This window comes from Enterobacter cloacae complex sp. 2022EL-00981 (assembly GCF_028737495.1).
GTDB classification, from domain to species: domain Bacteria; phylum Pseudomonadota; class Gammaproteobacteria; order Enterobacterales; family Enterobacteriaceae; genus Enterobacter; species Enterobacter cloacae.
This window is the reverse complement of record NZ_JAQZRK010000048.1, coordinates 1-26,311: the sequence shown is the minus strand read 5'-3', so window position 1 is coordinate 26,311 and position 26,311 is coordinate 1. Positions and strand designations below refer to the sequence as shown.

The 26,311-nt window shown below is 50.6% G+C and carries 46 protein-coding genes and 1 pseudogene; 40 read left to right on the top strand and 7 right to left on the bottom strand.

The annotated features are described in order from the left end of the window. From tuf to bfr, 3 genes and pseudogenes are all read left to right on the top strand, one after another. Positions 1–173 (top strand): annotated as a pseudogene (tuf, locus tag PUZ33_RS24340) (elongation factor Tu); the annotation flags it as partial. Positions 174–352: 179 nt separating this feature from the next. Continuing rightward, a complete protein-coding gene (bfd, locus tag PUZ33_RS24335; protein ID WP_008503493.1) occupies positions 353–547 on the top strand; it encodes a bacterioferritin-associated ferredoxin in 195 nt (64 codons plus the stop codon). 72 nt (positions 548–619) lie between these two features. After that, positions 620–1,096, top strand: a complete 477-nt coding sequence (gene bfr, locus PUZ33_RS24330; protein WP_013099029.1) for a bacterioferritin — start codon at positions 620–622, stop codon at positions 1,094–1,096. On the opposite strand, the gene PUZ33_RS24325 is transcribed toward bfr, so the two are convergent. Continuing rightward, a complete protein-coding gene (locus PUZ33_RS24325; protein WP_058681240.1) occupies positions 1,080–1,553 on the bottom strand; it encodes a prepilin peptidase in 474 nt (157 codons plus the stop codon). The genes bfr and PUZ33_RS24325 overlap by 17 nt on opposite strands. A gap of 381 nt (positions 1,554–1,934) precedes the next feature. Here PUZ33_RS24325 and rpsJ point away from each other — a divergent pair, with 381 nt between their 5' ends. The 31 genes from rpsJ to PUZ33_RS24170 all read left to right on the top strand — a co-directional run bounded on the left by rpsJ (position 1,935) and on the right by PUZ33_RS24170 (position 16,770). Next, positions 1,935–2,246 carry a 30S ribosomal protein S10 gene (gene rpsJ / locus PUZ33_RS24320; protein ID WP_001181005.1) on the top strand — a complete coding sequence of 104 codons (312 nt, stop codon included), beginning with the start codon at positions 1,935–1,937 and terminating at the stop codon, positions 2,244–2,246. Between the two features lie 32 nt (positions 2,247–2,278). Next, positions 2,279–2,908, top strand: a complete 630-nt coding sequence (gene rplC, locus PUZ33_RS24315; protein ID WP_003863274.1) for a 50S ribosomal protein L3 — start codon at positions 2,279–2,281, stop codon at positions 2,906–2,908. Positions 2,909–2,918: 10 nt separating this feature from the next. Continuing rightward, a complete protein-coding gene (gene rplD, locus PUZ33_RS24310; RefSeq protein ID WP_000424395.1) occupies positions 2,919–3,524 on the top strand; it encodes a 50S ribosomal protein L4 in 606 nt (201 codons plus the stop codon). Continuing rightward, positions 3,521–3,823: a 50S ribosomal protein L23 gene (rplW, locus tag PUZ33_RS24305; RefSeq protein WP_000617546.1), complete on the top strand. Its 303-nt coding sequence runs from the start codon at positions 3,521–3,523 to the stop codon at positions 3,821–3,823. The genes rplD and rplW overlap by 4 nt, the downstream gene beginning before the upstream one ends. Before the next feature lie 17 nt (positions 3,824–3,840). Further along, positions 3,841–4,662 carry a 50S ribosomal protein L2 gene (gene rplB, locus PUZ33_RS24300; RefSeq protein WP_000301859.1) on the top strand — a complete coding sequence of 274 codons (822 nt, stop codon included), beginning with the start codon at positions 3,841–3,843 and terminating at the stop codon, positions 4,660–4,662. A 16-nt stretch (positions 4,663–4,678) separates the two neighbouring features. Further along, on the top strand, positions 4,679–4,957 hold the full coding sequence (gene rpsS, locus PUZ33_RS24295) for a 30S ribosomal protein S19 (protein WP_001138117.1): 279 nt from the start codon (positions 4,679–4,681) through the stop codon (positions 4,955–4,957). A gap of 14 nt (positions 4,958–4,971) precedes the next feature. Further along, positions 4,972–5,304 (top strand): 50S ribosomal protein L22, encoded by a 333-nt coding sequence (gene rplV / locus PUZ33_RS24290; protein ID WP_002919773.1) that lies wholly within the window; start codon positions 4,972–4,974, stop codon positions 5,302–5,304. A gap of 17 nt (positions 5,305–5,321) precedes the next feature. Then, positions 5,322–6,023 (top strand): 30S ribosomal protein S3, encoded by a 702-nt coding sequence (gene rpsC, locus PUZ33_RS24285; protein ID WP_000529945.1) that lies wholly within the window; start codon positions 5,322–5,324, stop codon positions 6,021–6,023. 12 nt (positions 6,024–6,035) lie between these two features. Continuing rightward, complete coding sequence (gene rplP / locus PUZ33_RS24280; protein WP_002919759.1) at positions 6,036–6,446, top strand: 50S ribosomal protein L16; 411 nt, start codon at positions 6,036–6,038, stop codon at positions 6,444–6,446. Then, positions 6,446–6,637 carry a 50S ribosomal protein L29 gene (gene rpmC / locus PUZ33_RS24275; RefSeq protein ID WP_013099027.1) on the top strand — a complete coding sequence of 64 codons (192 nt, stop codon included), beginning with the start codon at positions 6,446–6,448 and terminating at the stop codon, positions 6,635–6,637. Before rplP ends, rpmC begins: the two co-directional genes overlap by 1 nt. Beyond that, the gene (rpsQ, locus tag PUZ33_RS24270; RefSeq protein WP_008503489.1) at positions 6,637–6,891 is read left to right on the top strand and encodes a 30S ribosomal protein S17; all 255 of its coding nucleotides are present in this window, start codon (positions 6,637–6,639) and stop codon (positions 6,889–6,891) included. The genes rpmC and rpsQ overlap by 1 nt, the downstream gene beginning before the upstream one ends. Positions 6,892–7,057: 166 nt before the next feature. Continuing rightward, a complete protein-coding gene (rplN, locus tag PUZ33_RS24265; protein WP_002919748.1) occupies positions 7,058–7,429 on the top strand; it encodes a 50S ribosomal protein L14 in 372 nt (123 codons plus the stop codon). Positions 7,430–7,439: 10 nt separating this feature from the next. After that, a complete protein-coding gene (gene rplX / locus PUZ33_RS24260) occupies positions 7,440–7,754 on the top strand; it encodes a 50S ribosomal protein L24 (RefSeq protein ID WP_000729185.1) in 315 nt (104 codons plus the stop codon). A 14-nt stretch (positions 7,755–7,768) separates the two neighbouring features. Next, positions 7,769–8,308, top strand: coding sequence for a 50S ribosomal protein L5 (gene rplE / locus PUZ33_RS24255; protein ID WP_001096202.1), 540 nt, complete (start codon positions 7,769–7,771; stop codon positions 8,306–8,308). Between the two features lie 14 nt (positions 8,309–8,322). Then, positions 8,323–8,628, top strand: coding sequence for a 30S ribosomal protein S14 (rpsN, locus tag PUZ33_RS24250; protein ID WP_013099026.1), 306 nt, complete (start codon positions 8,323–8,325; stop codon positions 8,626–8,628). Between the two features lie 33 nt (positions 8,629–8,661). Beyond that, on the top strand, positions 8,662–9,054 hold the full coding sequence (rpsH, locus tag PUZ33_RS24245; protein ID WP_013099025.1) for a 30S ribosomal protein S8: 393 nt from the start codon (positions 8,662–8,664) through the stop codon (positions 9,052–9,054). Between the two features lie 12 nt (positions 9,055–9,066). Continuing rightward, positions 9,067–9,600 (top strand): 50S ribosomal protein L6, encoded by a 534-nt coding sequence (rplF, locus tag PUZ33_RS24240; protein WP_013099024.1) that lies wholly within the window; start codon positions 9,067–9,069, stop codon positions 9,598–9,600. A 9-nt stretch (positions 9,601–9,609) separates the two neighbouring features. Then, positions 9,610–9,963: a 50S ribosomal protein L18 gene (gene rplR, locus PUZ33_RS24235; RefSeq protein ID WP_013099023.1), complete on the top strand. Its 354-nt coding sequence runs from the start codon at positions 9,610–9,612 to the stop codon at positions 9,961–9,963. Positions 9,964–9,977: 14 nt separating this feature from the next. Continuing rightward, positions 9,978–10,478, top strand: a complete 501-nt coding sequence (rpsE, locus tag PUZ33_RS24230; RefSeq protein WP_003863299.1) for a 30S ribosomal protein S5 — start codon at positions 9,978–9,980, stop codon at positions 10,476–10,478. A 6-nt stretch (positions 10,479–10,484) separates the two neighbouring features. Next, positions 10,485–10,664 carry a 50S ribosomal protein L30 gene (gene rpmD, locus PUZ33_RS24225; protein ID WP_003863301.1) on the top strand — a complete coding sequence of 60 codons (180 nt, stop codon included), beginning with the start codon at positions 10,485–10,487 and terminating at the stop codon, positions 10,662–10,664. A 3-nt stretch (positions 10,665–10,667) separates the two neighbouring features. Beyond that, positions 10,668–11,102 (top strand): 50S ribosomal protein L15, encoded by a 435-nt coding sequence (gene rplO / locus PUZ33_RS24220; protein ID WP_013099022.1) that lies wholly within the window; start codon positions 10,668–10,670, stop codon positions 11,100–11,102. Positions 11,103–11,109: 7 nt separating this feature from the next. After that, positions 11,110–12,441 carry a preprotein translocase subunit SecY gene (secY, locus tag PUZ33_RS24215; RefSeq protein WP_003863305.1) on the top strand — a complete coding sequence of 444 codons (1,332 nt, stop codon included), beginning with the start codon at positions 11,110–11,112 and terminating at the stop codon, positions 12,439–12,441. A gap of 31 nt (positions 12,442–12,472) precedes the next feature. Further along, a complete protein-coding gene (gene rpmJ / locus PUZ33_RS24210) occupies positions 12,473–12,589 on the top strand; it encodes a 50S ribosomal protein L36 (protein WP_000868187.1) in 117 nt (38 codons plus the stop codon). Between the two features lie 146 nt (positions 12,590–12,735). Next, on the top strand, positions 12,736–13,092 hold the full coding sequence (gene rpsM / locus PUZ33_RS24205; protein WP_013099021.1) for a 30S ribosomal protein S13: 357 nt from the start codon (positions 12,736–12,738) through the stop codon (positions 13,090–13,092). A 16-nt stretch (positions 13,093–13,108) separates the two neighbouring features. Further along, complete coding sequence (gene rpsK, locus PUZ33_RS24200) at positions 13,109–13,498, top strand: 30S ribosomal protein S11 (RefSeq protein ID WP_003031137.1); 390 nt, start codon at positions 13,109–13,111, stop codon at positions 13,496–13,498. 32 nt (positions 13,499–13,530) lie between these two features. Next, positions 13,531–14,151, top strand: coding sequence for a 30S ribosomal protein S4 (gene rpsD / locus PUZ33_RS24195; protein ID WP_003863314.1), 621 nt, complete (start codon positions 13,531–13,533; stop codon positions 14,149–14,151). Positions 14,152–14,176: 25 nt separating this feature from the next. Continuing rightward, positions 14,177–15,166 carry a DNA-directed RNA polymerase subunit alpha gene (locus PUZ33_RS24190; protein WP_002919219.1) on the top strand — a complete coding sequence of 330 codons (990 nt, stop codon included), beginning with the start codon at positions 14,177–14,179 and terminating at the stop codon, positions 15,164–15,166. 40 nt (positions 15,167–15,206) lie between these two features. Beyond that, positions 15,207–15,593: a 50S ribosomal protein L17 gene (gene rplQ / locus PUZ33_RS24185; protein WP_001216372.1), complete on the top strand. Its 387-nt coding sequence runs from the start codon at positions 15,207–15,209 to the stop codon at positions 15,591–15,593. A gap of 107 nt (positions 15,594–15,700) precedes the next feature. Continuing rightward, a complete protein-coding gene (locus tag PUZ33_RS24180) occupies positions 15,701–16,069 on the top strand; it encodes a DUF1992 domain-containing protein (RefSeq protein ID WP_013099020.1) in 369 nt (122 codons plus the stop codon). Positions 16,070–16,071: 2 nt separating this feature from the next. Next, entirely contained in the window at positions 16,072–16,497 is a 426-nt protein-coding gene (zntR, locus tag PUZ33_RS24175) for a Zn(2+)-responsive transcriptional regulator (RefSeq protein ID WP_013099019.1), read from the top strand. 57 nt (positions 16,498–16,554) lie between these two features. Then, complete coding sequence (locus PUZ33_RS24170; RefSeq protein ID WP_013099018.1) at positions 16,555–16,770, top strand: alternative ribosome-rescue factor A; 216 nt, start codon at positions 16,555–16,557, stop codon at positions 16,768–16,770. Here PUZ33_RS24170 and mscL read toward each other — a convergent pair. The 5 genes from mscL to def all read right to left on the bottom strand — a co-directional run bounded on the left by mscL (position 16,767) and on the right by def (position 21,543). Further along, entirely contained in the window at positions 16,767–17,177 is a 411-nt protein-coding gene (mscL, locus tag PUZ33_RS24165) for a large-conductance mechanosensitive channel protein MscL (protein WP_013099017.1), read from the bottom strand. The two genes, PUZ33_RS24170 and mscL, sit on opposite strands and share 4 nt — an antisense overlap. Positions 17,178–17,322: 145 nt before the next feature. Then, a complete protein-coding gene (gene trkA, locus PUZ33_RS24160; protein WP_013099016.1) occupies positions 17,323–18,699 on the bottom strand; it encodes a Trk system potassium transporter TrkA in 1,377 nt (458 codons plus the stop codon). 22 nt (positions 18,700–18,721) lie between these two features. Further along, positions 18,722–20,008 carry a 16S rRNA (cytosine(967)-C(5))-methyltransferase RsmB gene (rsmB, locus tag PUZ33_RS24155; RefSeq protein ID WP_058681244.1) on the bottom strand — a complete coding sequence of 429 codons (1,287 nt, stop codon included), beginning with the start codon at positions 20,006–20,008 and terminating at the stop codon, positions 18,722–18,724. A gap of 52 nt (positions 20,009–20,060) precedes the next feature. Then, entirely contained in the window at positions 20,061–21,008 is a 948-nt protein-coding gene (gene fmt / locus PUZ33_RS24150; protein ID WP_058681241.1) for a methionyl-tRNA formyltransferase, read from the bottom strand. A 25-nt stretch (positions 21,009–21,033) separates the two neighbouring features. Continuing rightward, positions 21,034–21,543, bottom strand: a complete 510-nt coding sequence (gene def, locus PUZ33_RS24145) for a peptide deformylase (RefSeq protein WP_013099013.1) — start codon at positions 21,541–21,543, stop codon at positions 21,034–21,036. A gap of 127 nt (positions 21,544–21,670) precedes the next feature. Here def and dprA point away from each other — a divergent pair, with 127 nt between their 5' ends. The 6 genes from dprA to PUZ33_RS24115 are packed head-to-tail and all read left to right on the top strand — an operon-like array spanning position 21,671 to position 25,454. After that, positions 21,671–22,795: a DNA-protecting protein DprA gene (gene dprA, locus PUZ33_RS24140; protein WP_058681242.1), complete on the top strand. Its 1,125-nt coding sequence runs from the start codon at positions 21,671–21,673 to the stop codon at positions 22,793–22,795. After that, positions 22,767–23,240, top strand: a complete 474-nt coding sequence (smg, locus tag PUZ33_RS24135) for a DUF494 family protein Smg (RefSeq protein WP_013099011.1) — start codon at positions 22,767–22,769, stop codon at positions 23,238–23,240. Before dprA ends, smg begins: the two co-directional genes overlap by 29 nt. A gap of 26 nt (positions 23,241–23,266) precedes the next feature. Then, positions 23,267–23,821 (top strand): DNA topoisomerase family protein, encoded by a 555-nt coding sequence (locus PUZ33_RS24130; protein ID WP_058681243.1) that lies wholly within the window; start codon positions 23,267–23,269, stop codon positions 23,819–23,821. Beyond that, complete coding sequence (tsaC, locus tag PUZ33_RS24125) at positions 23,814–24,386, top strand: L-threonylcarbamoyladenylate synthase type 1 TsaC (RefSeq protein WP_029883848.1); 573 nt, start codon at positions 23,814–23,816, stop codon at positions 24,384–24,386. The genes PUZ33_RS24130 and tsaC overlap by 8 nt, the downstream gene beginning before the upstream one ends. A gap of 4 nt (positions 24,387–24,390) precedes the next feature. Further along, positions 24,391–25,209, top strand: coding sequence for a shikimate dehydrogenase (aroE, locus tag PUZ33_RS24120; protein ID WP_038986050.1), 819 nt, complete (start codon positions 24,391–24,393; stop codon positions 25,207–25,209). After that, on the top strand, positions 25,206–25,454 hold the full coding sequence (locus tag PUZ33_RS24115; RefSeq protein WP_020684886.1) for a DUF1488 domain-containing protein: 249 nt from the start codon (positions 25,206–25,208) through the stop codon (positions 25,452–25,454). Before aroE ends, PUZ33_RS24115 begins: the two co-directional genes overlap by 4 nt. On the opposite strand, the gene PUZ33_RS24110 is transcribed toward PUZ33_RS24115, so the two are convergent. Beyond that, entirely contained in the window at positions 25,430–25,984 is a 555-nt protein-coding gene (locus tag PUZ33_RS24110; RefSeq protein ID WP_038986042.1) for a gamma carbonic anhydrase family protein, read from the bottom strand. The two genes, PUZ33_RS24115 and PUZ33_RS24110, sit on opposite strands and share 25 nt — an antisense overlap. Positions 25,985–26,311 lie beyond the last annotated feature (327 nt).

Below are 26,311 nucleotides of genomic sequence, written 5' to 3'. Positions count from 1 at the left end.
TGACCGGTACCATCGAACTGCCAGAAGGCGTAGAGATGGTAATGCCAGGCGACAACATCAAGATGGTTGTGACTCTGATCCACCCAATCGCGATGGACGACGGTCTGCGTTTCGCAATCCGTGAAGGCGGCCGTACCGTTGGCGCGGGCGTTGTTGCTAAAGTTCTGGGCTAATTAATTATCCCTGAATAAAAAAAGGACGCTTCGGCGTCCTTTTTTGTTTTCTTAGCGTGTGTACTTGTCACAAATTTTCGCATTTTTTGTTTGCTCCCGCCCCGTATACTGGCGTTTGTGCTATTGTAATCATAACCATTCTCACTTACACTTTGCGCATATTTTGAACGGGAGTCTTTATGTACGTTTGTTTATGTAATGGTGTGAGTGACAAAAAAATACGTCAGGCCGTTCGCCAGTTTCAGCCACAGTCCTTCCAGCAACTTCGCAAGTTTGTTCCAGTGGGAAATCAATGCGGTAAATGCGTACGCGCAGCGCGTGAAATCATGCAGGATGAACTGATGCAGATCCCGGAATACAAAGAGATCGCGTAAGCGCCCATCTTTTTTTTGACATCCCTGTAGCCCGATCTACGCTTCAATGAGTGGAAGCGGAGGGACTATATAATGAAAGGTGATGTTAAAATCATAAGTTATCTCAATAAATTATTGGGAAATGAGCTTGTCGCAATCAATCAGTATTTTCTCCATGCGAGAATGTTTAAAAACTGGGGCCTCATGCGCCTCAACGACGTTGAGTATCACGAATCCATAGATGAGATGAAACATGCCGATAAATATATCGAGCGTATTTTATTTCTCGAAGGCATCCCTAACCTGCAGGACCTCGGTAAACTCGGCATCGGTGAAGATGTTGAAGAGATGCTGCGATCCGATCTCAGACTTGAACTTGAAGGCGCAAAAGACCTTCGCGAAGCTATTGCCTACGCAGACAGCGTCCATGACTACGTTAGCCGCGATATGATGATCCAGATTCTGGCCGATGAAGAAGGGCATATCGACTGGCTGGAAACCGAGCTGGATCTCATTGGCAAAATTGGCCTGCAAAACTATCTCCAGTCGCAGATTAAAGTGGAAGATTAACCAGCGTCTGCCAACCTACACATAAACCCGCTGCCGCCAGAAATGGCCCAAAAGGCAGTGGGTTTTTTAATGTCCGTCTGGCAGGGTTGAACAACGAAGTCATAAGAAAGTAGAGCAGCGCCAATAGTGCGGCAACCAGTGCCAGTTCGGGCAACACGCACCAACCATGCCATGCACCGAGTGCCGAAAGATACTTCACATCGCCATAGCCCATCCCTTCACGGCGAAATATAAGCCGATAACCCCAGTAGATCATGGCAAAGCCGACATACCCTGCCATCGCCCCGACCACTGCGCCAGGCAGAAAATCAGGGTGAAGACAGAGTTGATAGAGCAAACCAGCCCATAACAGGGGACAGAGGTATTTATCAGGGAGAATGCCTGAGCGAATATCTTCACGCACCAGTAAACCTGAGAGAACAAAATAGATGAGCAGGAAGGGGAGGAGAGTAAGCATGAACGAAACCTCAAGGTGAATTTCAGCGAATACTCTTCACACCACGAATGCCTGGCAATAGCCAAAAAATGTAATTGCGTAGTGGTTTCATAAGAACAGAAGAAAGGGGACGGATTGCAGAAAAAAGTGCGAGGCCTTACGTAAGGTACACCATTAGCGCTTAAATTCTAAACGGCACTTGCGTCTTGCCCAGATTTACGTATAATGCGCGGGCTTGTCGTAATTGACGGCGGGTTCAATCTGAACCGGAGTGACTCATTTTGTTACTCAACAATGCTCCCAATTGGGGAGCTACGTAAGAACGGTTACACTCTCCCATCAATCGTAATGGGTTTGAGGAGTAATCATTTTCGTTTATAAAATAATTGGAGCTCTGGTCTCATGCAGAACCAAAGAATCCGTATCCGCCTTAAAGCGTTTGATCATCGTCTGATCGATCAATCAACCGCGGAAATCGTCGAGACTGCTAAGCGCACTGGTGCGCAAGTCCGTGGTCCGATCCCGCTGCCGACCCGCAAAGAGCGCTTCACCGTTTTGATCTCCCCGCACGTTAACAAAGACGCGCGTGATCAGTACGAAATCCGCACTCACAAGCGTCTGGTTGACATCGTTGAGCCAACTGAGAAAACCGTTGATGCTCTGATGCGTCTGGATCTGGCTGCCGGTGTAGACGTGCAGATCAGCCTGGGTTAATCAGGTCATCGAGCGATTGAGAGGTTGAAACAATGATTGGTTTAGTCGGTAAAAAAGTGGGTATGACCCGCATCTTCACTGAAGATGGCGTTTCTATCCCAGTAACCGTAATCGAAGTTGAAGCAAACCGCGTTACTCAGGTTAAAGATCTGGCTAACGATGGCTACCGCGCTATTCAGGTTACCACTGGTGCTAAAAAAGCTAACCGTGTAACCAAACCAGAAGCGGGTCACTTCGCTAAAGCTGGCGTTGAAGCTGGCCGTGGTCTGTGGGAATTCCGTCTTGCTGAAGGCGAAGAGTTCACCGTAGGTCAGGACATTAGCGTTGAGCTGTTTGCTGACGTTAAAAAAGTTGACGTAACCGGTACCTCTAAAGGTAAAGGTTTTGCTGGTACCGTTAAGCGCTGGAACTTCCGTACCCAGGACGCTACTCACGGTAACTCCTTGTCTCACCGCGTTCCGGGTTCTATCGGTCAGAACCAGACTCCGGGCAAAGTGTTCAAAGGCAAGAAAATGGCAGGTCAGCTGGGCAACGAACGTGTAACTGTTCAGAGCCTGGACGTAGTACGTGTTGACGCTGAGCGCAACCTGCTGCTGGTTAAAGGTGCGGTCCCGGGTGCAACCGGTAGCGACCTGATCGTTAAACCAGCTGTGAAGGCGTAAGGGGATAGCAATGGAATTAGTATTGAAAGACGCGCAGAGCGCGCTGACTGTTTCCGAAACTACCTTCGGTCGTGATTTCAACGAAGCGCTGGTTCACCAGGTTGTTGTTGCTTATGCAGCTGGTGCTCGTCAGGGTACTCGTGCTCAGAAGACTCGTGCTGAAGTAACTGGTTCTGGCAAAAAGCCATGGCGCCAGAAAGGTACCGGCCGTGCGCGTTCAGGTTCTATCAAGAGCCCGATCTGGCGTTCAGGTGGCGTGACCTTCGCTGCGCGTCCACAGGACCACAGTCAAAAAGTTAACAAAAAGATGTACCGCGGCGCGCTGAAAAGCATCCTGTCCGAACTGGTACGTCAGGATCGTCTGATCGTTGTCGAGAAGTTCTCTGTAGAAGCGCCTAAAACTAAGCTGCTGGCACAGAAACTGAAAGACATGGCTCTGGAAGATGTGCTGATCATCACCGGTGAGCTGGACGAGAACCTGTTCCTGGCCGCGCGCAACCTGCACAAGGTTGACGTACGCGACGCGACTGGTATCGACCCGGTTAGCCTGATCGCCTTCGACAAAGTCGTAATGACTGCTGATGCTGTTAAGCAAGTTGAGGAGATGCTGGCATGATTCGTGAAGAACGTCTGCTGAAGGTGCTGCGCGCACCGCACGTTTCTGAAAAAGCGTCTACTGCGATGGAAAAAACAAACACCATCGTTCTCAAAGTTGCTAAAGACGCGACCAAAGCAGAGATCAAAGCTGCTGTGCAGAAACTGTTTGAAGTCGAAGTCGAAGTCGTTAACACCCTGGTAGTTAAAGGGAAAGTTAAACGTCACGGACAGCGTATCGGTCGTCGTAGCGACTGGAAAAAAGCTTACGTCACCCTGAAAGAAGGCCAGAACCTGGACTTCGTTGGCGGCGCTGAGTAAGTCGGAGGAGTAATACAATGGCAGTTGTTAAATGTAAACCGACATCTCCGGGTCGTCGCCACGTAGTTAAAGTGGTTAACCCTGAGCTGCACAAGGGCAAACCTTTTGCTCCGTTGCTGGAAAAAAACAGCAAATCCGGTGGTCGTAACAACAATGGCCGTATCACCACTCGTCACATCGGTGGTGGCCACAAGCAGGCTTATCGTATTGTTGACTTCAAACGCAACAAAGACGGTATCCCAGCAGTTGTTGAGCGTCTTGAGTACGATCCGAACCGTTCCGCGAACATCGCGCTGGTTCTGTACAAAGATGGCGAACGCCGTTACATCCTGGCCCCTAAAGGCCTGAAAGCTGGCGACCAGATTCAGTCTGGCGTTGATGCTGCAATCAAAGCAGGCAACACCCTGCCGATGCGCAATATCCCGGTTGGTTCTACCGTTCATAACGTAGAAATGAAACCAGGTAAAGGCGGTCAGCTGGCGCGTTCCGCGGGTACTTACGTTCAGATCGTTGCGCGTGACGGTGCTTATGTCACCCTGCGTCTGCGTTCTGGTGAAATGCGTAAAGTCGAAGCAGACTGCCGCGCTACTCTGGGCGAAGTTGGCAATGCTGAGCATATGCTGCGCGTTCTGGGTAAAGCTGGTGCTGCACGCTGGCGTGGTGTTCGTCCTACCGTTCGCGGTACTGCGATGAACCCAGTAGACCACCCACATGGTGGTGGTGAAGGTCGTAACTTTGGTAAGCACCCGGTAACTCCGTGGGGCGTTCAGACCAAAGGTAAGAAGACCCGCAGCAACAAGCGTACTGATAAATTTATCGTACGTCGCCGTAGCAAATAATTTTAGAGGATAAGCCATGCCACGTTCTCTCAAGAAAGGTCCTTTTATTGACCTGCACTTGCTGAAGAAGGTAGAGAAAGCGGTGGAAAGCGGAGACAAGAAGCCCCTGCGCACTTGGTCCCGTCGTTCAACGATCTTTCCTAACATGATCGGTTTGACCATCGCTGTCCATAATGGTCGTCAGCACGTTCCAGTCTTTGTTACCGACGAAATGGTTGGTCACAAACTGGGTGAATTCGCACCGACTCGTACTTATCGCGGCCACGCTGCTGATAAAAAAGCGAAGAAGAAATAAGGTAGGAGGAAGAGATGGAAACTTTAGCTCAACATCGCCATGCTCGTTCTTCTGCACAGAAGGTTCGCCTTGTTGCTGACCTGATTCGCGGTAAGAAAGTGTCGCAGGCCCTGGACATCCTGACCTATACCAACAAGAAAGCTGCGGTATTGGTCAAGAAAGTACTGGAATCTGCCATTGCTAACGCTGAACACAACGATGGCGCTGACATCGACGATCTGAAAGTCGCGAAAATTTTCGTAGATGAAGGCCCAAGCATGAAGCGCATTATGCCGCGTGCGAAAGGTCGTGCAGATCGCATCCTGAAGCGCACCAGCCACATTACTGTGGTTGTGTCCGATCGCTGAGACTCTGGAGACTAGCAATGGGTCAGAAAGTACATCCTAATGGTATTCGCCTGGGTATTGTAAAACCATGGAACTCTACCTGGTTTGCGAACACCAAAGAATTCGCTGACAACCTGGACAGCGATTTTAAAGTACGTCAGTACCTGACGAAGGAACTGGCTAAAGCGTCTGTATCTCGTATCGTTATCGAGCGTCCAGCTAAGAGCATCCGTGTGACTATTCACACTGCTCGTCCTGGCATCGTTATCGGTAAGAAAGGCGAAGACGTAGAAAAACTGCGCAAGGTCGTAGCGGATATCGCTGGCGTTCCTGCACAGATCAATATCGCTGAAGTTCGTAAGCCTGAACTGGACGCTAAATTGGTTGCTGACAGCATCACTTCTCAGCTGGAACGTCGTGTTATGTTCCGTCGTGCTATGAAGCGTGCTGTACAGAACGCAATGCGTCTGGGCGCTAAAGGTATCAAAGTTGAAGTTAGCGGCCGTCTGGGCGGCGCGGAAATCGCACGTACCGAATGGTACCGTGAAGGTCGCGTACCGCTGCACACTCTGCGTGCTGACATCGACTACAACACCTCTGAAGCGCACACCACTTACGGTGTAATCGGCGTTAAGGTATGGATCTTCAAAGGTGAGATCCTGGGTGGTATGGCTGCTGTTGAACAACCGGAAAAACCGGCTGCTCAACCTAAAAAGCAGCAGCGTAAAGGCCGTAAATAAGGAGCGTCGCTGATGTTACAACCAAAGCGTACAAAATTCCGTAAAGTGCACAAAGGCCGCAACCGTGGTCTGGCGCAGGGTACGGATGTTAGCTTCGGCACTTTCGGTCTGAAAGCTGTTGGCCGTGGTCGTCTGACTGCACGTCAGATCGAAGCAGCACGTCGTGCAATGACCCGTGCAGTTAAGCGTCAAGGTAAGATCTGGATCCGTGTATTCCCGGACAAACCGATCACCGAGAAGCCGCTGGAAGTTCGTATGGGTAAAGGTAAAGGTAACGTGGAGTACTGGGTTGCCTTGATCCAACCGGGCAAAGTCCTGTATGAAATGGACGGTGTTCCGGAAGAGCTGGCCCGTGAAGCCTTCGGCCTGGCAGCAGCGAAACTGCCTATCAAAACCACCTTTGTAACTAAGACGGTGATGTAATGAAAGCAAAAGAGCTGCGTGAAAAGAGCGTTGAAGAGCTGAACGCTGAGCTGCTGAACCTGCTGCGCGAGCAGTTCAACCTGCGTATGCAGGCTGCAAGTGGCCAGCTGCAACAGACCCACCTGCTGAAGCAAGTGCGTCGCAATGTTGCACGCGTTAAGACTTTACTGACTGAGAAGGCGGGTGCGTAATGACCGATAAAATCCGTACTCTGCAAGGTCGTGTTGTTAGCGACAAAATGGAGAAATCCATCGTTGTTGCTATCGAACGCATTGTGAAACACCCGATCTACGGTAAATTCATCAAGCGTACGACCAAACTGCACGTACATGACGAGAACAACGAATGTGGTATCGGCGACAAGGTTGAAATCCGTGAATGCCGTCCACTGTCCAAGACTAAGTCCTGGACGCTGGTTCGCGTTGTAGAGAAAGCGGTTCTGTAATACAGTACCCGTTCTCGATACGAATAAACGGCTCAGCGATGAGCCGTTTATTTTTTCTACCCATATTGCAGAAGCGGTGTTATAATGCCGCGCCCTCGATATGGGGCTTTTTAACGGCTCTGATTTTAGAGTCTCAGGTAGTAGTTGACATTAGCGGAGCACTAAAATGATCCAAGAACAGACTATGCTGAACGTCGCCGACAACTCCGGTGCACGTCGCGTAATGTGTATCAAGGTTCTGGGTGGCTCGCACCGTCGCTACGCAGGCGTAGGCGACATCATCAAGATCACCATCAAAGAAGCAATTCCACGTGGTAAGGTCAAAAAAGGTGATGTGCTGAAAGCGGTAGTGGTGCGCACCAAGAAGGGTGTTCGTCGCCCTGACGGTTCTGTCATTCGCTTCGATGGTAATGCATGCGTTATTTTGAACAATAACAGCGAGCAGCCAATCGGCACGCGTATCTTTGGGCCGGTAACTCGTGAACTTCGTACTGAGAAGTTCATGAAAATTATCTCTCTGGCACCAGAAGTACTCTAAGGAGCGAATCATGGCAGCGAAAATCCGTCGTGATGACGAAGTTATCGTGTTAACCGGTAAAGATAAAGGTAAACGCGGTAAAGTAAAAAATGTCCTGTCTTCCGGCAAGGTCATTGTTGAAGGTATCAACCTGGTTAAGAAACATCAGAAGCCGGTTCCGGCCCTGAACCAACCAGGCGGCATCGTTGAAAAAGAAGCTGCTATTCAGGTTTCTAACGTTGCAATCTTCAATGCGGCAACCGGCAAGGCTGACCGTGTAGGCTTTAGATTCGAAGACGGCAAAAAAGTCCGTTTCTTCAAGTCTAACAGCGAAACTATCAAGTAATTTGGAGTAGTACGATGGCGAAACTGCATGATTACTACAAAGACGAAGTAGTTAAGAAACTCATGACTGAGTTTAACTACAATTCTGTCATGCAAGTCCCTCGGGTCGAGAAGATCACCCTGAACATGGGTGTTGGTGAAGCGATCGCTGACAAGAAACTGCTGGATAACGCAGCAGCTGACCTGACAGCAATCTCCGGTCAAAAACCGCTGATCACCAAAGCACGCAAATCAGTTGCAGGCTTCAAAATCCGTCAGGGCTATCCGATCGGCTGTAAAGTAACTCTGCGTGGCGAACGCATGTGGGAGTTCTTTGAGCGCCTGATCACTATTGCTGTACCTCGTATCCGTGACTTCCGTGGCCTGTCCGCTAAGTCATTCGACGGTCGTGGTAACTACAGCATGGGTGTCCGTGAGCAGATCATCTTCCCAGAAATCGACTACGATAAAGTCGACCGCGTGCGTGGTTTGGATATTACCATTACCACTACTGCGAAATCTGACGAAGAAGGCCGTGCTCTGCTGGCTGCCTTTGACTTCCCGTTCCGCAAGTAAGGTAGGGTTACTGAATGGCTAAGCAATCAATGAAAGCACGCGAAGTAAAACGCGTAGCTTTAGCTGATAAATTCTTCGCTAAACGCGCTGAACTGAAAGCGATCATCTCTGATGTGAACGCTTCCGACGAAGATCGTTGGAACGCAGTTCTCAAGCTGCAAACTCTGCCGCGTGATTCCAGCCCGTCTCGTCAGCGTAACCGCTGCCGTCAAACAGGTCGTCCACATGGTTATGTGGGCAAGTTCGGGTTGAGCCGTATTAAGCTGCGTGAAGCCGCCATGCGCGGTGAAGTGCCAGGCTTGAAAAAGGCTAGCTGGTAATTGTCACCAATTGAATCACGGGAGTAAAGACAGATGAGCATGCAAGATCCGATCGCGGATATGCTGACCCGTATCCGTAACGGTCAGGCCGCGAATAAAGCTGCGGTCACCATGCCTTCCTCCAAGCTGAAAGTGGCAATCGCCAACGTGCTGAAGGACGAAGGTTTTATTGAAGATTTTAAAGTTGAAGGCGACACCAAGCCGGAACTGGAAGTGACTCTTAAGTACTTCCAGGGTAAAGCTGTTGTAGAAAGCATTCAGCGTGTCAGCCGCCCAGGTCTGCGCATCTATAAGAAAAAAGATGAGCTGCCAAAAGTTATGGCCGGTCTGGGTATCGCAGTTGTTTCTACCTCTAAAGGTGTTATGACTGATCGTGCAGCGCGCCAGGCTGGTCTTGGCGGCGAAATTATCTGCTACGTAGCCTAATCGGAGGAAAAAATGTCTCGTGTTGCTAAAGCACCGGTCGTTGTTCCTGCCGGCGTTGATGTAAAAATCAACGGTCAGGTTATTACGATCAAAGGTAAAAACGGCGAGCTGACTCGTACTCTCAACGATGCTGTTGAAGTTAAACATGCAGATAATGCTCTGACCTTCGGTCCGCGTGATGGTTACGCAGACGGCTGGGCTCAGGCTGGTACCGCGCGTGCCCTGCTGAACTCAATGGTTATCGGTGTTACCGAAGGCTTCACTAAGAAGCTGCAGCTGGTTGGTGTAGGTTATCGTGCAGCGATCAAAGGGAATGCAGTAGGCCTGTCTCTGGGCTTCTCTCACCCTGTTGAGCATCCGCTGCCGGCCGGTATCACTGCAGAATGTCCAACTCAGACTGAGATCGTGCTGAAAGGCGCTGATAAACAGCTGATTGGCCAGGTTGCAGCAGATCTGCGCGCCTACCGTCGTCCTGAGCCTTATAAAGGCAAGGGTGTTCGTTACGCCGACGAAGTCGTGCGTACCAAAGAGGCTAAGAAGAAGTAAGGTAACACTATGGATAAGAAATCTGCTCGTATCCGTCGTGCGACCCGCGCACGCCGCAAGCTCAAAGAGCTGGGTGCAACTCGCCTGGTGGTACATCGTACCCCGCGTCACATTTACGCACAGGTAATTGCACCGAACGGTTCTGAAGTTCTGGTAGCTGCTTCTACTGTAGAAAAAGCTATCGCAGAACAATTGAAGTACACCGGTAACAAAGACGCTGCTGCAGCTGTAGGTAAAGCTGTTGCTGAACGCGCTCTGGAAAAAGGCATCAGCAATGTATCCTTTGACCGTTCCGGGTTCCAATATCATGGTCGTGTCCAGGCACTGGCAGATGCTGCCCGTGAAGCTGGCCTTCAGTTCTAAGGTAGAGGTGTAAGATGGCTCACATCGAAAAACAAGCTGGCGAACTGCAGGAAAAGCTGATCGCGGTAAACCGCGTATCTAAAACCGTTAAAGGTGGTCGTATTTTCTCCTTCACAGCTCTGACTGTAGTTGGCGATGGTAACGGTCGCGTTGGTTTTGGTTACGGTAAAGCGCGTGAAGTTCCAGCAGCGATCCAGAAAGCGATGGAAAAAGCCCGTCGCAATATGATTAACGTCGCGCTGAACAACGGCACCCTGCAGCACCCAGTTAAAGGTGTTCACACGGGTTCTCGTGTATTCATGCAGCCAGCTTCAGAAGGTACCGGTATCATCGCCGGTGGTGCAATGCGCGCCGTTCTGGAAGTTGCTGGGGTTCATAACGTTCTGGCTAAAGCATACGGTTCCACCAACCCGATCAACGTGGTTCGTGCAACTATTGATGGCCTGGAAAATATGAATTCTCCAGAAATGGTCGCTGCCAAGCGTGGTAAATCCGTTGAAGAAATTCTGGGGTAATTGACCATGGCAAAGACTATTAAAATCACTCAAACCCGCAGTGCAATCGGTCGTCTGCCGAAACACAAGGCAACGCTGCTTGGCCTGGGTCTGCGTCGTATTGGTCATACCGTTGAGCGCGAGGATACTCCTGCTGTTCGCGGTATGGTCAACGCGGTTTACTTCATGGTTAAAGTTGAGGAGTAAGAGATGCGTTTAAATACTCTGTCTCCGGCCGAAGGCTCTAAAAAGGCGGGTAAACGCCTGGGTCGTGGTATCGGTTCTGGCCTCGGCAAAACCGGTGGTCGTGGTCACAAAGGTCAGAACTCTCGTTCTGGCGGTGGCGTACGTCGCGGTTTCGAGGGTGGCCAGATGCCACTGTACCGTCGTCTGCCGAAGTTCGGCTTCACTTCTCGCAAAGCAGCGATCACAGCGGAAGTCCGTCTGTCTGACCTGGCGAAAGTTGAAGGCGGCGTTGTAGACCTGAACACGCTGAAAGCAGCTAACATTATCGGTATCCAGATCGAGTTCGCGAAAGTGATCCTGGCTGGTGAAGTTTCTACTCCGGTAACTGTTCGTGGCCTGCGTGTTACTAAAGGTGCTCGTGCTGCTATCGAAGCTGCTGGCGGTAAAATTGAGGAATAAGTAGCAGATGGCTAAGCAACCGGGATTAGATTTTCAAAGTGCCAAAGGTGGATTTGGTGAGCTGAAACGCAGACTGCTGTTTGTAATCGGCGCGCTGATTGTGTTCCGTATTGGCTCTTTTATTCCGATCCCTGGTATCGATGCCGCTGTACTTGCCAAACTGCTTGAGCAACAGCGAGGCACCATCATTGAAATGTTTAACATGTTCTCTGGTGGTGCTCTCAGCCGTGCTTCTATCTTCGCGCTGGGTATTATGCCGTATATTTCGGCATCCATTATTATCCAGCTGCTGACGGTCGTTCATCCGGCCCTGGCAGAACTGAAGAAAGAAGGGGAGTCTGGACGTCGTAAGATTAGTCAGTACACCCGCTACGGTACTCTGGTGCTGGCAATATTCCAGTCGATCGGTATTGCTACCGGTCTTCCGAATATGCCTGGTATGCAGGGCCTGGTCTTAAACCCAGGCTTTGCATTCTATTTCACCGCTGTTGTTAGTCTGGTCACAGGGACAATGTTCCTGATGTGGCTCGGCGAACAGATTACTGAACGTGGTATCGGTAACGGTATCTCAATCATTATCTTCGCCGGTATTGTTGCGGGTCTCCCGCCAGCCATCGCCCATACTATCGAGCAAGCGCGTCAAGGCGACCTGCACTTCCTCCTGTTGCTGTTGGTTGCAGTATTAGTATTTGCAGTGACGTTCTTTGTTGTCTTCGTTGAACGTGGTCAACGCCGCATTGTGGTGAACTACGCGAAACGTCAGCAGGGTCGTCGTGTCTATGCTGCACAGAGCACACATTTGCCGCTGAAAGTGAATATGGCAGGGGTAATCCCGGCGATCTTCGCTTCCAGTATTATTCTGTTCCCGGCAACCATCGCGTCATGGTTCGGGGGCGGTACTGGTTGGAACTGGCTGACAACAATTTCGCTGTATTTGCAGCCTGGGCAACCACTTTATGTGTTACTCTATGCGTCTGCGATCATCTTCTTCTGTTTCTTCTACACGGCGTTGGTCTTCAACCCGCGTGAAACAGCAGATAACCTGAAGAAGTCCGGTGCATTTGTACCAGGAATTCGTCCGGGAGAGCAAACGGCGAAGTATATCGATAAAGTAATGACTCGCCTGACTTTGGTTGGTGCGCTTTATATTACTTTTATCTGCCTGATCCCGGAGTTCATGCGTGATGCAATGAAAGTACCGTTCTACTTCGGTGGGACCTCACTGCTTATCGTTGTTGTCGTGATTATGGACTTTATGGCTCAAGTGCAAACTCTGATGATGTCCAGTCAGTATGAGTCTGCATTGAAGAAGGCGAACCTGAAAGGCTACGGCCGCTAATTGGTCGCCTGAGAAGTTACGGAGAGTAAAAATGAAAGTTCGTGCTTCCGTCAAGAAATTATGCCGTAACTGCAAAATCGTTAAGCGTGATGGTGTCATCCGTGTGATTTGCAGTGCCGAGCCGAAGCATAAACAGCGCCAAGGCTGATTATTTCGCATATTTTTCTTGCAAAGTTGGGTTGAGCTGGCTAGATTAGCCAGCCAATCTTTTGTATGTCTGTACGTTTCCATTTGAGTATCCTGAAAACGGGCTTTTCAGCATGGTGCGTACATATTAAATAGTAGGAGTGCATAGTGGCCCGTATAGCAGGCATTAACATTCCTGATCAGAAACATGCTGTGATCGCATTAACTTCGATCTACGGCATCGGCAAGACCCGTTCTAAAGCCATCCTGGCTGCAGCGGGTATCGCTGAAGATGTTAAGATCAGTGAGCTGTCTGAAGGACAAATCGACACGCTGCGTGACGAAGTTGCCAAATTTGTCGTTGAAGGTGATCTGCGCCGTGAAATCAGCATGAGCATCAAGCGCCTGATGGATCTTGGTTGCTATCGCGGTTTGCGTCATCGTCGTGGTCTGCCAGTGCGCGGTCAGCGTACTAAGACCAACGCACGTACCCGTAAGGGTCCGCGCAAACCGATCAAGAAATAATCGGGGTGATTGAATAATGGCAAAGGCACCAATTCGTGCACGTAAACGTGTAAGAAAACAAGTCTCTGACGGCGTGGCTCATATCCATGCTTCTTTCAACAACACCATCGTTACTATTACTGATCGTCAGGGTAACGCATTGGGTTGGGCAACAGCCGGTGGTTCCGGTTTCCGTGGTTCTCGCAAATCCACTCCGTTTGCAGCTCAGGTTGCAGCAGAGCGTTGCGCAGAAGCCGTAAAAGAATACGGCATCAAGAATCTGGAAGTTATGGTTAAAGGTCCGGGTCCGGGTCGTGAATCTACTGTTCGCGCTCTGAACGCCGCTGGTTTCCGCATCACTAATATTACTGATGTGACTCCGATCCCTCATAACGGTTGTCGTCCGCCGAAAAAACGTCGCGTATAACGCTCGTTTTTTAGGTTAGTTGGAGATAGAAAATGGCAAGATATTTGGGTCCTAAGCTCAAGCTGAGCCGTCGTGAGGGCACCGACTTATTCCTTAAGTCTGGCGTTCGCGCGATCGATACCAAGTGTAAAATTGAACAAGCTCCTGGCCAGCACGGTGCGCGTAAACCGCGTCTGTCTGACTATGGTGTGCAGTTGCGTGAAAAGCAAAAAGTTCGCCGTATCTACGGTGTGCTGGAGCGTCAGTTCCGTAACTACTATAAAGAAGCAGCGCGTCTGAAAGGCAACACAGGTGAAAACCTGCTGGCTCTGCTGGAAGGTCGTCTGGACAACGTTGTATACCGTATGGGCTTCGGCGCTACTCGTGCTGAATCACGCCAGCTGGTTAGCCACAAAGCAATCATGGTAAACGGTCGTGTTGTTAACATCGCTTCTTATCAGGTTAAAGCGAATGACGTTGTTAGCATTCGTGAGAAAGCGAAAAAGCAATCTCGCGTGAAAGCCGCTCTGGAGCTGGCTGAGCAGCGTGAAAAGCCAACCTGGCTGGAAGTTGATGCTGGCAAGATGGAAGGTACGTTCAAGCGTCAGCCAGAACGTTCTGATCTGTCTGCGGACATTAACGAACACCTGATCGTCGAGCTTTACTCCAAGTAAAGCTTAGTACCAAAGAGAGGACACAATGCAGGGTTCTGTGACAGAGTTTCTAAAACCGCGCCTGGTAGATATCGAGCAAGTGAGTTCGACGCACGCCAAGGTGACCCTTGAGCCTTTAGAGCGTGGCTTTGGCCATACTCTGGGTAACGCACTGCGCCGTATTCTGCTCTCATCGATGCCGGGTTGCGCGGTGACCGAGGTTGAGATTGATGGTGTACTTCATGAGTACAGCACCAAAGAAGGCGTTCAGGAAGATATCCTTGAAATCCTGCTCAACCTGAAAGGGCTGGCGGTGAGAGTTCAGGGTAAAGATGAAGTTATTCTTACTCTGAATAAATCTGGCATTGGCCCTGTGACTGCAGCCGACATCACCCACGACGGTGATGTTGAAATCGTCAAGCCGCAGCACGTGATCTGCCACCTGACCGATGAGAACGCAGCTATTAGCATGCGTATCAAAGTTCAGCGCGGTCGTGGTTATGTGCCGGCTTCTGCCCGAATTCATTCGGAAGAAGATGAGCGCCCAATCGGCCGTCTGCTGGTCGACGCATGCTACAGCCCTGTAGAGCGTATTGCCTACAATGTTGAAGCAGCGCGTGTAGAACAGCGTACCGACCTGGACAAGCTGGTCATCGAAATGGAAACCAATGGCACAATCGATCCTGAAGAGGCGATTCGTCGTGCGGCAACCATCCTGGCAGAACAACTGGAAGCTTTCGTTGACTTACGTGATGTACGTCAGCCGGAAGTGAAAGAAGAGAAACCAGAATTCGATCCGATCCTGCTGCGCCCTGTTGACGATCTCGAATTGACTGTCCGCTCTGCTAACTGCCTCAAGGCAGAAGCTATCCACTATATCGGTGATCTGGTACAGCGTACCGAGGTTGAGTTGCTGAAAACGCCGAACCTGGGTAAAAAATCTCTTACTGAGATTAAAGACGTGCTGGCTTCACGTGGTCTGTCTCTGGGCATGCGCCTGGAAAACTGGCCACCAGCAAGCATTGCTGACGAGTAACCGGATCACAGGTTAAGGTTTTACTGAGAAGGATAAGGTCATGCGCCATCGTAAGAGTGGTCGTCAACTGAACCGCAACAGCAGCCATCGCCAGGCTATGTTCCGCAACATGGCAGGTTCACTGGTTCGTCATGAAATCATCAAGACGACCCTGCCTAAAGCGAAAGAGCTGCGTCGTGTAGTTGAGCCGCTGATTACTCTTGCCAAGACTGACAGCGTTGCTAATCGTCGTCTGGCATTCGCCCGTACTCGTGATAACGAGATCGTGGCAAAACTGTTTAACGAGCTGGGCCCGCGTTTCGCGAGCCGTGCCGGTGGTTACACTCGCATTCTGAAGTGTGGCTTCCGTGCAGGCGACAACGCTCCGATGGCTTACATCGAGCTGGTTGATCGTTCTGAGTCGAAAGCAGAAGCTGCTGCAGAGTAATCTGCAGTAACGTAAAAAAACCCGCTCCGGCGGGTTTTTTTATATCCGCACTATCCCCACTTCTCTACAATATCTGTATTAATTTTGTTCATCCCCTGGAGTTTATGATGTGGTTGCTCGACCAGTGGGCAGAACGCCATATTCGCGATGCCCAAACAAAAGGCGAATTCGATAACCTGTCCGGTAGCGGTGAACCGCTAATACTGGAAGATGATTCGCATATACCCCCTGAACTACGGGCTGGATATCGCTTACTGAAAAATGCGGGGTGTCTGCCTCCCGAGCTTGAACAGCGCAAAGAGGCGATTGAGCTTACTGACCTGCTAAAAGGGATACGGAAAGACGATCCCCGTCATGGAGAACTAAGCCGGCGGTTGGCTCTGGTTGAACTCAAGCTACGACAGGCAGGAATTGCGACTGATTTTCTGCATGGCGAGTATAGTGAAAGATTGATGCAGAAAATAAACGAGGAATAGCCATGTATCGTATCGGTGAACTTGCAAAGCTTGCTAACGTGACGCCGGATACCATCCGTTACTATGAAAAACAGCAGATGATTGATCACGAGGTGCGAACCGAAGGTGGGTTCCGGCTCTATACCGACAACGATCTGCAACGGCTGCGGTTTATTCGTTATGCACGCCAACTGGGATTCACGCTGGATTCGATCCGTGAGTTATTGTCGATCCGTATCGATCCGGCACATCACACCTGCCAGGAATCGAAAAGCATTGTTCAGGCCAGGCTGGATGAAGTTGAAGCGCGTATTCAGGAACTGCAAACCATGCAGCGCTCTCTGCAAAGGTTGAATGATGCGTGCTGTGGTACGGCTCACAGCAGTGTCTATTGTTCTATTCTGGAGGCCCTTGAACAAGGGGCAAGTGGGGAAACCCGGGGTTGTTGATTTTTTATCAGTCCGGGTCTAGACTCCCCTCGACATTAATCATGCTCAGGAGAAATTATGAGTCACTATCAACATACGAAGGGACAAATTAAAGATAATGCAATTGAGGCTTTGCTTCACGACCCGCTTTTTCGACAGCGAGTTGAAAAGAACAAAAAAGGGAAGGGAAGTTATCTGCGTAAAAACAAACATGCAAAACGGGGTAACTGGGAGGCCAGTGGCAAGCAAGCGAATCGCTTATTTACCACTGGTCTTCCTGCTTTTAGCTGTTAAACGCGGTTATTCTGCTCTTTTAACAGATCGCGAATTTCAGTCAGTAATACTTCTTCTTTCGTAGGCGCGGGCGCTGCAGCAGGCTCTTCTTTTTTACGGTTGAGCTTGTTGATAAGCTTGATGGCCATAAAAATGGCAAACGCGACGATCACGAAATCAAATACGTTCTGAATAAACACGCCATAGTGCATCACCACTGCCGGGATATCCCCCTGTGCTTCCCGAAGCGTGAAGGCGAATTGTTTGAAATCAATGCCCCCAATTAATAGCCCTAAAGGTGGCATGATAATATCAGCCACTAAAGATGAAACGATCTTGCCGAACGCTGCACCAATAATGACACCCACTGCCAAATCCACCACATTTCCGCGCATCGCAAATTCGCGAAATTCTTTAACAAAACTCATTATGTTCTCCTTGTGCCAGCTGACGACTATAAGTTTAACAAATGATTAGCTAATTGCCATTGGGGATAAATAAACGTTATGAAAATAAAAGGCACAGGAATCAGAAGGATAATACTCAGGTGCTCTATCGCGAGCACCTGAATCATTACAGGAAGAATGGACTTGGCTGGAATAAACGTTCGACGTCGGTAATAAATTTTTTATCGGTCAGGAACATAATAACGTGATCGCCTTGTTCAATACGCAAATTATCATTGGCAATCATGACATCATTCCCGCGTACTACGGCGCCGATAATTGTGCCGGGTGGCAGCTTAATTTCATCGATGGCGCGTCCCACCACGCGCGATGTGGTTTCATCACCGTGAGCGACAGCTTCAATGGCTTCAGCGACGCCGCGACGCAGTGAGGACACACCAACAATGTCTGCTTTACGAACGTGGCTCAACAGTGCGGAAATCGTTGCCTGCTGCGGTGAAATCGCAATATCAATTACGCTCCCCTGCACCAGGTCAACATAGGCACGACGCTGAATAAGTACCATGACCTTTTTTGCTCCCATGCGCTTGGCGAGCATGGCGGACATAATATTTGCTTCATCGTCGTTGGTGACGGCAATAAACAGATCAACTTGATCGATATGCTCTTCTGCCAGTAATTCCTGATCTGATGCATCGCCATAAAACACGATCGTGTTTTGTAGTTTTTCAGCAAGTTCAGAGGCGCGCTGTTGATCGCGCTCGATCAACTTCACGCTATAGTCTTTTTCCAGACGGCGAGCGAGACCTGCGCCGATATTACCCCCGCCGACCAGCATAATGCGTTTATAGGGCTTTTCGAGGCGCTGAAGTTCACTCATAACGGCACGAATATGTTGAGAGGCAGCAATGAAGAAAACTTCATCTCCTGCTTCGACAATGGTCGAGCCCTGAGGTCGAATCGGTCTGTCGTGACGGAAAATGGCTGCGACGCGGGTATCTATATGCGGCATATGTTCGCGCATCGTAGACAGCGCGTTTCCGATCAACGGACCGCCATAATAGGCCTTAACGACGGCCAGACTCACTTTCCCTTCTGCAAAGTTCACGACCTGCAGTGCACCGGGATATTCGATCAGGCGATAAATATTATCGATAACCAGCTGTTCTGGTGCGATAAGGTGGTCGATTGGTACCGCTTCTGAGTTAAAGAGTTTTTCCGCATCGCGGACATAATCCGGGGAGCGGATACGGGCAATTCGGTTAGGCGTGTTGAAAAGCGAATAGGCCACCTGACAAGCGACCATATTGGTCTCATCCGAGCTGGTCACGGCCACTAACATATCGGCATCGTCAGCACCGGCTTCACGGAGGACACGTGGATGCGAACCGTGCCCCTGCACAACGCGAAGGTCAAATTTATCCTGCAGAACGCGCAGTCGATCGCCGTTGGTATCGACGATCGTAATGTCGTTGTTTTCACCTACAAGGTTTTCCGCCAGCGTCCCGCCGACCTGTCCTGCGCCCAGAATGATAATTTTCATATCTCGTGACCTGTTCTCAACATCACTCTTTGATTAGCTTAGCGTAAAAGAAGCCATCACCCTCTTCAGCGCCGGGCAGGTTCTGCTGGCCCGGGTGCTCCGGTGTCCCCGTATCGCGCAGCGTAGCGCCAGGAGTGCGTTTAAGGAAGGCTGAAATTTGCTGGCTATTCTCCTCCGGAAGAATGGAACAGGTGGCATAGACCAGCGTTCCGCCAGGCTTCAGGTGTGGCCAGATAGCGTCAAGGATCTCGGATTGCAGCTGCGCAAGTTCCTTAATATCACGGTCGCGACGCAGCCACTTAATGTCCGGGTGACGACGTATAACGCCGGTTGCCGAGCAGGGAGCATCCAGCAAAATGCGGTCGAATTGAGTCTCGCCGCACCATTCTGTGGGCTTACGTCCGTCGCCTTGCTTGACCTGCGCCTTCATACCTAAACGCTTAAGGTTGTCGTAGACACGCGAAAGTCGCTGCTCATCAACATCCACAGCCATTACGCTGGCCTGCGGTGCGACTTCCAGAATATGCGTTGTTTTGCCCCCAGGCGCGGCACACAGGTCGAGGATCTGTTCGCCATTTTTGGGGTCGAGCCATGTCATACAGCCCTGAGCAGAGGCATCCTGAACGGTTACCCAGCCTTCATCGAATCCGGGTAAGGCATGCACCGGCACAGGGGAGGCTAAACGCACGGCATCAGGATAAGCATCATGCGCGAATCCACTCATTCCGGCTTCTTCCAGCAAGGCCAGCCATGCATCGCGGGTATGATGATTACGGTTAACGCGTAACCACATCGGCGGACGTTGATTATTTGCGTCAGCAATATCCTGCCACCGCTGCGGATACGCTTTTTTGAGGCGATTCAGAAGCCAGTCAGGATGAAGGAAACGGGTTTCGCTTTTTGCAAATTCTGCCAGAAGTTCTTCCTGTTGACGCTGCAACTGACGCAGTACGCCGTTGATCAGCCCTTTGAGCTGGGGACGTTTAATCGCGACGGCACCTTCTACCGTCTCAGCCAACGCAGCATGAGGTGGGATGCGGGTATGAAGAAGCTGATAGAAGCCAACCATAATCAAATAATGGACGGTACGCTGCTTACCGGTCATTGGGCGCGACATCAGCTTATTAATCAGCCATTCAAGCTGAGAAAGGGTGCGCAGGACGCCAAAACAGAGCTCCTGAAGCAGAGCTTTGTCTTTGTCGGACACTTTTTGCTGCAGTGGAGGCAGGACATTACTCAGTGATTGACCCTGCTCGACAACCTGCTCAACGGCCTGTGCCGCCAGACTGCGTAGATTTTGTTTTTTCATAACCGTAAAAATAAAAATGCCCGGAAACACCGGGCCTTAAGAATAAATTTGCTCAGGCAAGGCGAGAGCCAGGGATAAACCATTCGCGACGGGAATTTAACAGATCCTGAGCACTCATCGCCTTTTTACCCGCAGGCTGCAGTGATTCCAGATTCAGGATCCCTTCCGAGGTTGCCACCTGGATACCATTTTTGCTGGCTTCGATAATTGTACCCGGCTCAGCAGACGTATTGCCTTCAATGACGGACGCTTTCCAGACTTTAACGGGTTGCTCATCGATCACCATCCAGCTCATTGGCCATGGATTAAAGGCGCGAATGCAACGCTCAAGCTGTGCGGCGGAGAGGGACCAGTCGATCCGCGCCTCTTCTTTGCTGAGTTTTTCGGCGTAGGTCACCAGGGTCTCATCCTGAACTTCAGGGGTAGCCGTATTATCAGCAAGCTGCTGCAAGGTTTTGATGAGTCCCTGTGGACCCAGGTCCGCCAGTTTGTCATACAGCGTGGCACTGGTGTCGTCGGCGGTAATTGGACAGGCCAGCTTATACAGCATGTCGCCGGTGTCTAAACCTACATCCATCTTCATGATGGTGACGCCGGTTTCAGCATCACCCGCCCACAACGAGCGTTGGATCGGTGCCGCGCCACGCCAGCGTGGAAGCAACGAACCATGTACGTTGACACACCCCAAACGAGGCATATCAAGCACGGCTTTTGGCAGAATTAAGCCGTAAGCCACCACCACCATGACATCAGCATTGAGGTCGGCAACAAGTTCCTGATTTTCCTGAGGTCGTAAGGATGCGGGCTGGTAAACGGGTAACCCATGTTCTTCTGCCAGCACTTTCACCGGGCTGGGCATGAGCTTTTTACCACGGCCTGCCGGGCGATCCGGTTGGGTAAACACGCCAACAACCTGGTGGCCAGAAGATAACAGCGCGTCAAGATGACGCGCTGCAAAATCAGGGGTACCCGCGAAGATAATACGTAGTGTTTTAGACACGATGATCCTTGTATCCGGGGGGATGTTATGCGCGAGAGCGCAAACGATCCAGTTTCTCTACTTTCTGACGAATACGTTGCTGCTTCAGTGGTGAGAGGTAATCGATAAACAGTTTACCGACCAGGTGATCCATCTCATGCTGAATACAAATCGCCAGCAGATCGTCTGCTTCCAGTTCGAACGGGTTGCCTTCACGATCCAGGGCGCGAATTTTCACTTTTTCGGCACGTGGAACTAAAGCACGCTGTTCAGGAATGGACAGACAACCTTCCTCAATACCTGTTTCACCGCTCTTTTCCAACAGCTCAGGGTTGATCAGCACCAGACGGCCATCGCGATTCTCAGAAACGTCGATCACGATAATACGCTTGTGAATGTCCACCTGAGTTGCCGCAAGGCCAATGCCTTCTTCGGCGTACATGGTATCGAACATATCATCAACGATACGCTGAATTTCTGCATTCACTTCTTTGACCGGTTCAGCGACGATGCGAAGGCGCTCGTCCGGAATATGTAACACTTGCAAAACTGCCATAAATTTCCAGAGTCGTGTTCAGGAGTTGATAAGAATACTATCTCTATTCTAGACAAATCCCCCATCGATTGACAGCATCCGTGACCAATCGCAATGATTGCAGAGGCTGCTTATGGCAGGGAATAGGATGACGTCCACGGAGATATGGTTACGGCTAATCCACACAGGTTCTCTGTGTGGTGATCAGATGCTCGCAGCGGCAGCGCGACTACTTATGCAGACAAGGATTGATGATGCCGTTGTCAGAGATGCCGGGCTGGCAACAAAACAGGCTCAACAGTTCTTTGCGCTTGATGAAAATGAACTGCAACGAAATCTGGCGTGGCTTGAACAGCCGGAGAACCATCTGCTGACGGCGGATGATCCTCGTTATCCCCCTTTACTTCGCACGATCCCTGACTACCCCGGCGCATTGTTTATTAAAGGCAATCCTGAAGCCCTTATTACCGTTCAACTGGCGGTTGTGGGTAGCCGCGCGCCATCCTGGTACGGTGAGCGATGGGGGAAAATCCTGTGCGAACAACTTTCACAAAGTGGTTTCACGATCACCAGTGGGCTGGCCTGCGGTATTGACGGCGTCGCTCACCACGCCGCGCTGTCTGTAAAAGGGCGAAGTGTCGCGGTGCTTGGAAACGGGCTTTTTAGCATTTATCCCCGTCGGCATCAGGCTCTGGCTGCACGGCTTATCGAATCAGAGGGGGCTATTGTGTCGGAGTTCCCACTGTCAGCGCCGCCCTGGCCGGCAAATTTTCCACGTCGTAACCGAATCATCAGCGGTCTGAGTCTGGGCGTGCTGGTGGTGGAGGCCGCTTTAAGAAGCGGCTCACTCGTCACGGCACGGTATGCGCTAGAACAGGGGCGAGAAGTCTTTGCCTTACCTGGCCCGATAGGTAACCCGGGGTGTGAGGGTCCCCACTGGCTCATCAAGCAGGGGGCAACGCCTGTGACGAGCGTCGAGGACATCCTTGAAAATTTGCAATATGGCTTGCACTGGTTAACAGATGAACCCGAAAAGCGACATTTTTCATCAGATCAGGAGAAGGTGGCATTGCCATTTCCCAGCCTCCTGGCTAACGTAGGAGATGAGGTAACACCTGTTGACGTTGTCGCTGAACGTGCCGGCCAACCTGTGCCAGTAACGGTAGCACAGCTACTCGAACTGGAGTTAGCAGGGTGGATCGCAGCTGTACCCGGCGGCTATGTCCGATTAAGGAGGGCAAGCCATGTTCGACGTACTGATGTATTTGTTTGAGACTTACATCCATAACGAAGCAGAAATGCGAGTGGATCAGGACAAATTGACACAGGATCTTACCGATGCGGGGTTTGAACGGGAAGATATTTATAATGCGTTGATGTGGCTGGAAAAACTGGCTGATTATCAGGAAGGCCTTGCCGAACCGATGCAGCTTGCTTCTGACCCATTGTCTGTGCGCATTTATACCGCTGAAGAGTGTGAAAGGCTGGACGCCAGCTGCCGGGGATTCATCTTATTCCTTGAGCAGATTCAGGTGCTAAACCTCGAAACAAGAGAAATGGTGATAGAGCGCGTTATGGCGCTGGATACGGCAGAGTTCGAACTGGATGACCTCAAGTGGGTGATCCTGATGGTTCTGTTTAATATTCCAGGCTGTGAAAATGCCTATCAGCAAATGGAAGAATTACTCTTTGAAGTGAATGAAGGTATGCTGCACTAATTCAATGTGCAGCACCAAGAGTTGTTATGGCCAAATCAGCACTGTTCACGGTGCATAAAAACGAGCCCTGCCCACAGTGCGGGGCTGAACTTGTCATTCGGTCCGGGAAACACGGTCCGTTTCTCGGTTGTTCACACTATCCGGAATGTGATTATGTTCGTCCCCTGAAAAGCCAGGCGGACGGACATATCGTTAAAATTCTGGAGGGGCAGCTTTGCCCGAAGTGTGGAGGCGAACTGGCGTTACGGCAGGGCCGTTTTGGCATGTTCATTGGTTGCAGTCGCTATCCTGAATGTGAACATACGGAACAAATTGATAAGCCAGATGAAACGGCAATCGCCTGCCCCCAGTGCCAGCGCGGACAACTGGTACAGCGTCGTTCTCGTTTTGGTAAAACCTTCCATTCCTGCGATCGTTATCCTGAATGCCAGTTCGTTATCAATTTCAAACCGGTAGCGGGTACCTGCCCTCATTGCGATTATCCGTTACTTATAGAGAAGAAAACGGCGCAAGGTATGAAACGCTTTTGCGCCAATAAACAATGTGGAAAGCCGGTTTCGGCGGATGAAATCAGTGAATAATAACCTGCCAACAGGATCCATTGCGCACGCAGTGGAGGTCCTGAAAAATGAAGAAGTCATCGCCTATCCAACAGAAGCTGTCTTTGGGGTCGGTTGCGATCCTGACAGCGAGACAGCTGTGAATCGCTTACTTACGCTAAAACAGAGACCTGTCGAAAAAGGATTGATTTTGATCGCTGCTAATTATGAGCAGCTTAAACCTTATATTGATGATTCCATGCTCACGCCGGCGCAACGGGATACCGTTTTCTCTGCGTGGCCAGGGCCGGTGACCTTTGTTTTCCCGGCGCAGCCAACTACGCCACGCTGGTTAACAGGGCGTTTCGATTCCCTCGCTGTCCGTGTCACCGATCATCCGCTGGTGGTAGAGCTATGTCTGGCGTTTGGTAAACCGCTGGTCTCAACCAGTGCCAACCTTACCGGGCAGCCTCCTTGCCGGAGCACCGAAGAGGTGCTGGCGCAGTTCGGGAATGACTTCCCGGTAGCCGTCGGTGAAACCGGAGGTCGTCTTAATCCGTCGGAAATCCGCGACGCCTTGACCGGCGAACGTTTTCGCCAGGGGTAATATGATGGAAACCTATGCCGTTTTTGGTAATCCGATCGCACACAGCAAGTCGCCGCTGATCCATCAGCAGTTTGCTGAACAACTGCAGATTGATCATCCCTATGGGCGGGTGCTGGCACCAGTTGATGCCTTTGTTACCACCCTGAATGCTTTTTTTGACGCGGGTGGCAAAGGTGCTAATGTGACGGTGCCTTTTAAAGAAGAAGCCTTTGAACGTGCGGATGAATTAACTGAGCGCGCGTCTCTTGCGGGTGCCGTGAATACGCTTAAACGGCTGGAGGATGGTCGCCTTCTGGGTGACAACACTGACGGAATCGGCTTACTTAGCGATCTGGAAAGACTCTCATTTATCAAACCCGGGTTCCGGGTTCTGTTGATTGGTGCTGGTGGGGCATCGCGAGGCGTACTGTTACCGCTCCTTTCACTGGATTGTGCAGTGACCATTACCAATCGCACCTTTTCCCGGGCGGAAGCGTTGGCGGCGTTGTTTGCACATACTGGCAGCGTGAGTGCGGTGGCTCTTGATGATCTTATCCACCATGAATTTGATCTTATCATTAATGCCACCTCCAGCGGCATTGGCGGGGAAGTACCGGCGATCCCGTCCTCTTTGGTAAACAGCCACCTCTATTGCTACGACATGTTTTATCAGAAAGGGAAAACTCCCTTCCTCAGCTGGTGTGAACAACACGGCGCGAAACAGCTGGCTGATGGCCTGGGCATGCTGGTGGGGCAGGCTGCGCATGCAGTTTTGCTCTGGCACGGTGTATTACCTGCTGTCGAACCTGTCATTGAAAAGCTGAAACAGGAACTTACGGCGTGAACCAGGCGATTCACTTTCCCGACAGAGAACAGTGGGATGAGAGTAAGCAAGCAGTCTGTTTCCCGGTGCTCGTGCATGGGATGCAACTGACATGTGCCGTTAGCGGTGAAACGCTCAAGCGCCGCTTTGGTGGCTCAAATCCATTAGAGGTGTTTTGCGAAAATCGCTGGGATCTTGAAGAAGAAGCCAGCGATTTGATCCGCGATCAGCAGGAAGACGATCAGGGCTGGGTCTGGCTGCCCTGATCCAGATACTCATCTTTCCATTTCACGTAATTATTCGCTGAATATTTCAGACCTTCTCTTTCCGCTTCTGTTAAGGGGCGGATCTGCTTTACCGGGCTGCCTAAATAGAGATAACCGCTTTCGAGCCGTTTATGTTGAGGGACAAGACTCCCGGCACCAATCATCACATCATCTTCTACGATGACACCATCCAGCAGGATCGATCCCATGCCAACCAGCACCCGGTTTCCGATAGTGCAGCCGTGAAGCATGACTTTATGACCGACGGTAACATCTTCTCCTATAACAAGTGGATTGCCGTCCGGGTTATATGAGGATTTGTGGGTGACATGCAGCACGCTGCCATCCTGAATATTAGTGCGTGCGCCAATTGCCACATAGTTAACGTCTCCCCTGATCGCAACGAGCGGCCAGATGCTGACATCATCGGCCATTCGGACATCGCCAATGACCACACTGCTGGCATCGATCATCACGCGATCGCCTTTTTGTGGAAACAGATCTTTATACGGACGTAGTACTGCAGACATATCTACCTCGACAGATGAGCGCTATACAGAAGACTTTGATCATATTTTTGGATCGAGGCAAGGCAAAATACGTCAATATTTAAGCAGATCGGGCGGGATTTCAGCGAAAAGCGCGGAAAATCATCAGTCAGAAAAAAAGATCTAAAAAATACTTGTGCTAAAAAATGGGATCCCTATAATGCGCCTCCATCGACACGGCAGATGTGAATCACTTCACAAACAGCCCGGTCGGTTGAAGAGAAAAAATCCTGAAAATCAGGGTTGACTCTGAAAGAGGAAAGCGTAATATACGCCACCTCGCGACAGAGCGCTGAAGCGCGTCGCAAC